The organism is bacterium, assembly GCA_016873475.1.
GTDB lineage: Bacteria > Krumholzibacteriota > Krumholzibacteriia > JACNKJ01 > JACNKJ01 > VGXI01.
The window spans coordinates 1-7,797 of the sequence record VGXI01000152.1; the positions used below are offsets into that span (position 1 = coordinate 1).

Sequence of the window (7,797 nt, forward strand, 5' to 3'; positions counted from 1 at the left end):
CGAGTTCGCCTTCGGGCCCGGCGAGACGCAACTCGCGTTCGTCGTCGAGGGCGAGCTCTACGCGGGGCTCGTGCGCGAGGGCGAGCTGAAGGACTGCGTGCGCCTCACCGAAACGGTGGCGCGCGAGAAGGACCTCGCTTGGCTGGACGAGAAGACCCTGCTTTTCGTGAGCGACCGCGAGGGCGGCGACGACATCTACCTGATGCGCAGCACGGACCCGAACGAGCCGCGACTCGGCCGCAGCCGTTATCGCGAGACGGTCCAGCTGACCCGGGACCCCGCGACCGAGGTCCAGCCGCAGCCGAGCCCGGACGGCAAGACCATTCTCTACTACAGGGACACGGGCTGGCTCTGGGCGATGGGCCCGGACGGCAGCGGGCAGCGCCGCCTGATCGACGAGCCGGCGATCCTGCACGTCGACTGGTCGCCGGACAGCCAGTGGCTGGCCTACAGCACCACGAACCACGGCAGCGCAGAGGACATCTTCGTGGTCGACGCGGCGGGCAAGCGCGCGCCGGTGAACGTCTCGAGCCACCCGAATGACGACTTCCACCCGCTCTGGTCGGGCGACGGCAAGCGCCTCGCCTGGGCGAGCCGCACGCAGGACGGCTACTACAGCGTGAAGTACCTCTGGCTCACGCGCGCCGAGGGCGAGAAGACGCGCTCCCAGCGCGAGCGCGAGGAGGAAGCGGAGGAAGACGCCAAGGCCAGGGGCGATGGCGAGAAGGCCGACAAGAAGGACCAGAAGGACGGCAAGAAGCCCGAGCCCGCGATCGTCGTGAAGATCGACTGGGAGGACCTGCCCGCCCGCACGCGCACGGTGGCCACCCTGCGCGGCTACTACTGGGACTACGACCAGAGCCCCGACGGCAAGCACTACGCCCTGCGCAGCGACCTGCTCGAGGGCGCCATGGACCTGTGGACCGTCGACTGGGACGGCGACAAGCTGCGCCGCCTCACCAGCGGCGGCGCCGACCCCGACCGCCTCCTCTGGAGCGAGGACAGCAAGGCCGTACGCTACGTCAGCGGCGGCCGCATCCAGGAGGTCGCGAACGAGGGCGAGGCGGAGACGAAGACCTACGGCTTCAGCGTGGAGCTCACGGTGGACGCCGCCGCGCGCCGCGCTCAGAAGTTCGACGAAGCCTGGCGCCGCCTCGGCGACGGCTTCTACGACGAGCGCTTCCACGGCGCCGACTGGCCGGCCCTGCGCGCTAAGTATGCGCCGCAGGCCGCGGCCGCTGTCGCCTACAACGACTTCAAGGACGTGCTCAAGCGCCTCTTCGGCGAGCTGAACGCAAGCCACCTCGGCAGCTGGGGCGGGCCCAAGGACAACGAGGGCGACGACGAGACCGGCCTGCTGGGCTTCACGCCCGACGACGGCTACGCCGGCGCGGGAGTGCGCGTCGCGCGCGTGCTCGCCCGCGGGCCGCTGGATCGCGAGGAGACGCGCGTCGCCGTGGGCGACGTGATCCTCGCCATCGACGGCCGCACGCTTGCCCCCGGCGAGAACTACTACTCGCTGCTCAATCACAAGGCCGGCAAGGAGGTGGACCTGCTGGTCGCCGCGGGCGGGCCCAAGGGCAAGACGCGCACGCTCACCGTGGAGCCGCGCGCGAACGTCTGGGAGCTGAGCTACCGCGAGTGGATGGACGAGACCCGCGCGCTCGTCGATTCGCTCTCGGGCGGGCGCCTCGGCTACCTGCACATGGCGGCCATGGGCGACGAGGACTGGCCGCGCTTCCTCGAGGACCTCTTCGCCCGCGCGCAGGGCAAGGACGGCCTCATCCTCGACATCCGCGACAACAACGGCGGGCACATCCACGACCAGGTGCTCACCGTGCTCGGTCGGCGGCCCTACGTCTACTCGCAGAACCGCGGCAAGCGCGACGGACAGTTCGACGCCATCGAGCGCTGGGACAAGCCCATCGTGCTCATCACCAACGAGCGCAGCTACAGCGATGGCGAGATCTTCCCCTGGGGCTTCCACGCGCTGGGGCTCGGGCGCATCGTCGGCATGCCCACCTTCGGCGCGGTGATCGGCACCAACAACGTGCCGCTCATCGACGGGACCATCTTCCGCATTCCGAGCACGGGCTGGTGGCGCCGCAACCCGGACGGCAGCATCGGCACGAGCCTGGAGAACGATCCCGTGCAGGTGGACCTGAGGGTGGCCGAGCTGCCCGAGGAAGAGCTGGCCGGGTGCGACGCGCAGGTCGAGGCCGCCGTGGCCGAGTGCCTACGGATGATCGCGTCGGGCTGGCGGCGGGACTAGCGGGAGCTGCGGCGAGGGTCCAGGCGCGGGGGCTAGAGAACCGGCGCCGGGATCATGCGGTTGGCCTCGTCCACGTAGACCATCGACGGCTGGAAGCCCTTGGCCTCCTCCGGGGTCATCTGGGCGTAGGCGATGATGATCACCCGGTCGCCCTTGGCGCCCAGGCGCGCGGCGGCGCCGTTGAGGCAAATGACGCCGCTGCCGCGGCCGCCCTCGATGACGTAGGTCTCCAGGCGGCTGCCGTTGTTGATGTTGACGACGTGGACCTTCTCGAAGGTGTTCAGGCCCGCGAAGTCCATGAGATCGCGGTCCACGGTCAGGCTGCCCTCGTACTCGAGGTTGGCCTCGGTGATCGTAGCCCGGTGGATCTTGCACTTGCACAGGCTGATCAGCATTTCGGACTCCGCGTCGCCGCCGCCCGCGGGGGCGGGCCGGCGGTGCCGATAGTATAGTTAGCGAACCGGGCCCTGTCCAGATCGCCGGCCGGTCGAGCCTTCCATCTTGCCGATTTCCAGGGACTTGCCTATCATCGCCCCGCTTGGCAGGCGCGCGCGACGGCCGGGGGCCGCCGGTCCCCGGCCGCGCCATTCTGGAGGACTCGCCGATGCGCAGCCTGATCCGGACCCTCGCGGAGGAGATCGCCGCCGGCGGCGGGCGCGCCTACTACGTCGGCGGCTGCGTGCGCGACCGGCTGCTCGGGCTGCCCTCCCTGGACCTCGACATCGAGGTCTACGGCCTGCCGCTGGCGGCCCTCGAGGCCCTGCTCGCCCGCCACGGCCGGGTCCAGGCCGTGGGGCGGACCTTCGGCATCCTCAAGTTTCGCGCCCGGCGCGGCGGCGAGGCGGACTTCGGCCTGCCTCGCCGCGAGAGCCTGAGCGGCCGCGGCCATCGCGGCTTCACGGTGGACCTCGACCCGTCGATCACGCCCCGGGAGGCCTGCGCGCGCCGCGACTTCACCGTCAACGCCATGCTCGAGGACGTGCTGACGGGCGAGGTCCACGATTTCTTCGGCGGCCGCGCCGATCTCGCCGCTCGCCGCCTGCGCCACACGAGCCCCGCCTTCAGCGAGGACCCGCTGCGCGTCTACCGGCTCATGCAGCTCGGCGCGCGCTACGCACTCGATCCCGCGCCCGAAACCCTGGCTCTCTGCCGCGAGATGGACCTCGGCGCCCTCGCGCCGGAGCGCGTCTACGCCGAGTTCGAGAAGCTGCTGCTGCTCGCCGCGGCGCCGAGCCGCGGCCTCGCGGTCGCCCGCGCGGCGGGCGTGCTCGCCTTCCATCCCGAGCTGGCGGCGATGATCGGCTGCCCGCAGGACCCGGACTGGCACCCCGAGGGCGACGTCTGGACGCACACGCTGCTCGTCGTCGACGCCGCGGCGCGCCTGCGCACGGGCGATCGGCGCCTGGATCTCGCCCTCATGTTCGGCGCGCTCTGCCACGACCTCGGCAAGCCGCTGACGACGCACCGCAAGCAGGGCCGCATCCTCAGCCCCGGCCACACCGAGGCCGGCGAGGAGCCCGCGCGCCGCTTCCTCGGCCGTCTCACGCAGGACGGCGAGCTGATCGAAGCCGTGCTGCGTTTCGTGCGCCTGCACCTGCGGCCGGCCGAGTTCTACCGGGTGCGCGAGGAGATCGGCGACGGGGCGATCCGCCGCCTGGCCACCGAGGTGAACATCGTCGAGCTCGTGCTCCTCGCGAGAGCCGACCACCTGGGCCGCACGACCGCCGACGCGCTGGCCGGCGAGTTTCCCGCCGGCGACTGGCTGCTCGCCAAGGCCGCGGAACTGGCGGTCGAGCGCGAGGCGCCGGCCCCGCTGCTCATGGGCCGGCATCTGCTCGAGGCGGGCTGGCAGCCCGGCCCGGCGGTCGGGGAGGCCGTGAATGCCGCCTACGAGGCTCAGCTCGAGGAAGCCTTCGTTGACCTCCACGGGGCCCTCGTCTGGCTCGAGCGCTGGCTGGCGGAGCGCCCCTCCCGCCGCTCCCCGTGGCGCAGAGACGGCGATATCTAGAGCAATAATAACATCTTAGGAATGAGCTTCGGCTCGGCGAGCACCGCGCAAGGTGCCGGCCGAAAGCGCCGATCCCTGCTTGACGGTTTTTCACAATGGCTAGATTGTGAGCGATCGCTAACCATACCTGAGGGCCTCGAACGCTGGATAGCAAGCCATGGCCAGAAGCAACCTGACGCCGGGCACCCCGAATCGCCGCCAGTGCCTGATCGGCTCCGCAAGCAAGCTCTTCGCGGAGCACGGCTACGAGGGCACCACGATCCGCCAGATCGCCCGCGAGTGCGGCATCACCGAGGCCGCGATCTACAAGCACTTCGAGGGCAAGGACCAGCTCTACGAAGAGGTGATCCACAGCAAGTCCCGTCAGCACGAGATCTCCGCCTACCTGGCAACCTGCGGCGGGCTGGCCGATGTCGAGGACGTGCTCTACACCGTGGCGCGGCACATCCTCGCCACGGCGCGCCAGGATCCCAATCTCCTGCGCATGCTCCTCTACTCGAGCCTCGAGGGCTTTCGCGGCTCGGCGCTCCTGTACCGCGAGTTCCGCCAGCCCTACATCGCCTACCTGCGCGAGGAGCTGCGCCAGCGCATCGCGCTCGGCGAGATCCGGCCCGTCAATCCCTTCATCACGAGTCGCTGCTTCGTGGGCATGGTGATGGACTGCGCCATCAACGTCGAGCTGTGGAACAACCTCGAAAGCACCGCCTACTCGGCCGAAGCGGTGATCCAGAACAACGTCCCGATGATCGCCCGCGGGCTGCGCGCTGCGGCGCAGACGCGGACGGAGTCCTGAGCCCCAACAAGGAGAACCGCGATGCGCCGACTCCTGCCTCCCCTGCTCATCCTGATCGTCGCCGGCTGGCTCGTCGGCTGCAGCGAGGATGACAAGCCGCCTGTGGGCGAAGTGCCGCTCCAGCGGGACCCCTGCCTCGATTGCCACGGCGACAAGGACGTGCTGATGGCGATGTTGCCCGAGGAGCTGGCCCGCGTCACGACGCGCGGGGATGGCTGAGGCGGCAGTGTACCCGAGCTGGCAGCTTGGGAAGCGATCTACATCGGCGGCACTGACGGCGAGGCCTTCCTCGCGGATCCGAACCACGGCGCAGCGGCGCTGAGCTGCCTCGACTGCCACTACAGCGCGAGCGCGAATGGCGAGTTCGGCGACTACGCCGCGGAGCACGGCCACGTGACCGCGCAGCCCAGTAGCGCCGGCGCCTGCGACGCCTGCCACGCGGAGATCGCCGCGGCCAACGCGAACAGCCTGCACAGCAACCTCTGGGGCTACAAAGCGGTGATCGAGCGGCGCGGCCAGTGCGACTTCGAGACGACGCCCGGCGTGCAGGAGGGCTTCGAGCACAACTGCGCCGACTGCCACACCACCTGCGGACAGTGCCACGTGAGCCGCCCGGTCAGCGTGGGCGGCGGCTTCGTCGATGCGCACAGGTTTCGCCGGACGCCAAGCATGGTCGAGAACTGCACGGCCTGCCACGGCAGCCGCATCAGCTACGACTTCACGGGCGAGGATGTGGCCGTGCTGCCCGACATCCACTATGCCCGCGGCCACAGCTGCGAGCTCTGCCACTGGGCGGAGGAAATGCACGGCGACGGCCAGAGCACGAACCCCTCGGGACACTACGAGCACCGCTACGAAGTGGCGACCATGCCGCGCTGCGAGAAGTGCCACGTGAAGGAGATCATGGACGAGGGCCACGCCGACGATCCCGAGTGGAACGGCGACTACCACGCGGCGCACTTGGAGGGCTGGACCGGCGTCGAGCTGCAGTGCCAGGTCTGCCACAGCCAGCCCTACAAGAACTGCACCTCCTGCCACGTGCAGGATCCGTCGGGCTACACGATCGAGCCAAGCGTGGTGGCCTTCAAGATCGGCAAGAACACGCAGCCCCAGACGCGCGGCGAGTACGACTACACGGTCGTCCGCCACGTGCCCATCCACCCGGACACCTACGAGACCTGGCCGCTCGCGCTGCCGGGCTACAGCGAGCTGCCGACCTGGAAGTACGCCTCGCCGCACAACGTCCGCCGCTGGACCGCGCAGACCACTGTGGCGGGCGGGCAGAGCTGCGGCTACGCCTGCCATGATCGGGCGGGGCAAGCGCCGCGGGGCTTCTATCTGCGCGAAGTCGATCTTCAGGACGAACTCGGCGCCGATCTGATCGATGCCGCTGCGAATGCGGGTGTGGTGATTCGGGAGGCAGACCTGCACTGATGACGCCGCCCCATCAACGGCGGCCAGGAGCGTGTTGATGAGACTCGGCTCGCCCGACGAGCCCGCCACCGGGCCCCGCAAGGGCCGATCGAAAGCGAGAGAGAGCACGTTGAAGAAGTTCTGGGCGCTGCTGGCCATCGCCTTGCTGGCCATGGGTCTCGTCGCCGGCTGTTCCGATGACGACGATCCGGCCGGTCCTGGCGATGACAACACCCTGACCCCGCTCGAGGAGTTCACCGCTGTCGTCGACGTCGGCCTCGGCTACCTCGCCACGACCGGTGCGCCGAACGTGAAGGACTACGCCTGGTTCTCGAGCCAGACCAATGGCTTCGACGGCTTCACGATCCTCGACATCCGCTCGGCCAGCGACTACGCGGCCGGCCACATCGAGGACGCGATCAACACCAGCCTGGGCGCGATGCTGGGCGCCATCGACGCGGGCACGATCCCCGTCGACAGGCCCTTCATGGTCGTTTGCTACACGGGCCAGAGCGCCGGCCACGCGGTGGCCGCGCTGAACATGCTCGGCTACGTGGCCTACAGCTACAAGTTCGGCATGGCCGCTTGGCACACCAGCCTGGACACCGCGTGGGAGAACAACGCTGGTCCGACCAACGGCACCGCCATGGCCGATGCCGGCGTCGCCATCGAGACGACGGTGAACACGCCGACCGTGACCTACGAGTGGCCCAACCTCGGTCTCCCCGTCGAATCCCCCGCCGAGGCCGTTTCCGCGCGCGTGGCCGCCACGCTCACGGCCGGCTTCAAGGCCAAGAACCTCGCCACGATCCATGCCGACGGCCTGGAGGACTACTTCATCGTCAAGTACTGGACGATGGATCAGTACACGGGCGCGGATCCTGCAACCCCCGGCCACATCCCGGGCGCGTACTGCTTCGTGCCGAAGGTCGACCTCGACGTGGACTTCGAGACCGAGGGCCTGCTCGAGTACCTGCCGACGGACAAGCCGATCATCGTCTACTGCTGGACCGGCCAGACGAGCAGCCAGGTGGCCTTCGTGCTGAACTGCCTGGGCTACGAGGCCTACAGCCTGAGCTTCGGCGCGAACAACCTGTTCTGGAGCGAGCTGGGCGCGAATCAGTGGGTCGACAACGCCCCCGAGCATCCGCTGGTCAGCAAGTAGCTTTCGCCTGCTTGGTTTCGGTTGTACCGCGGAGAGTGTGCCTGGTACGGCAGCTGCCCCTGCCCGGGCATGCTCACGCTACCTGCACCGAACGCCACCTGGCAGCCGCCCTTCTGCCCCAATCCCAACTGCCGCTATCACCGCGA

7 protein-coding genes are annotated in these 7,797 nt (G+C 69.4%); 6 read left to right on the forward strand and 1 reads right to left on the reverse strand.

The features are described 5' to 3' along the window. On the forward strand, positions 1-2,272 hold a 2,272-nt coding region (locus FJ251_11490), incomplete at its 5' end, for a hypothetical protein (GenBank protein MBM4118340.1). Between the two features lie 32 nt (positions 2,273-2,304). Here FJ251_11490 and FJ251_11495 read toward each other — a convergent pair. Then, the gene (locus tag FJ251_11495) at positions 2,305-2,667 is read right to left on the reverse strand and encodes an aspartate 1-decarboxylase (protein MBM4118341.1); all 363 of its coding nucleotides are present in this window, start codon (positions 2,665-2,667) and stop codon (positions 2,305-2,307) included. A 209-nt stretch (positions 2,668-2,876) separates the two neighbouring features. Here FJ251_11495 and FJ251_11500 point away from each other — a divergent pair, with 209 nt between their 5' ends. The 5 genes from FJ251_11500 to FJ251_11520 all read left to right on the forward strand — a co-directional run bounded on the left by FJ251_11500 (position 2,877) and on the right by FJ251_11520 (position 7,651). Next, complete coding sequence (locus FJ251_11500) at positions 2,877-4,280, forward strand: HD domain-containing protein (protein MBM4118342.1); 1,404 nt, start codon at positions 2,877-2,879, stop codon at positions 4,278-4,280. A 157-nt stretch (positions 4,281-4,437) separates the two neighbouring features. Further along, positions 4,438-5,073, forward strand: coding sequence for a TetR/AcrR family transcriptional regulator (locus FJ251_11505; protein MBM4118343.1), 636 nt, complete (start codon positions 4,438-4,440; stop codon positions 5,071-5,073). Positions 5,074-5,094: 21 nt separating this feature from the next. Then, entirely contained in the window at positions 5,095-5,292 is a 198-nt protein-coding gene (locus FJ251_11510) for a hypothetical protein (protein MBM4118344.1), read from the forward strand. A gap of 174 nt (positions 5,293-5,466) precedes the next feature. Beyond that, positions 5,467-6,507 carry a hypothetical protein gene (locus tag FJ251_11515; GenBank protein MBM4118345.1) on the forward strand — a complete coding sequence of 347 codons (1,041 nt, stop codon included), beginning with the start codon at positions 5,467-5,469 and terminating at the stop codon, positions 6,505-6,507. 37 nt (positions 6,508-6,544) lie between these two features. After that, entirely contained in the window at positions 6,545-7,651 is a 1,107-nt protein-coding gene (locus FJ251_11520) for a hypothetical protein (GenBank protein MBM4118346.1), read from the forward strand. Positions 7,652-7,797 lie beyond the last annotated feature (146 nt).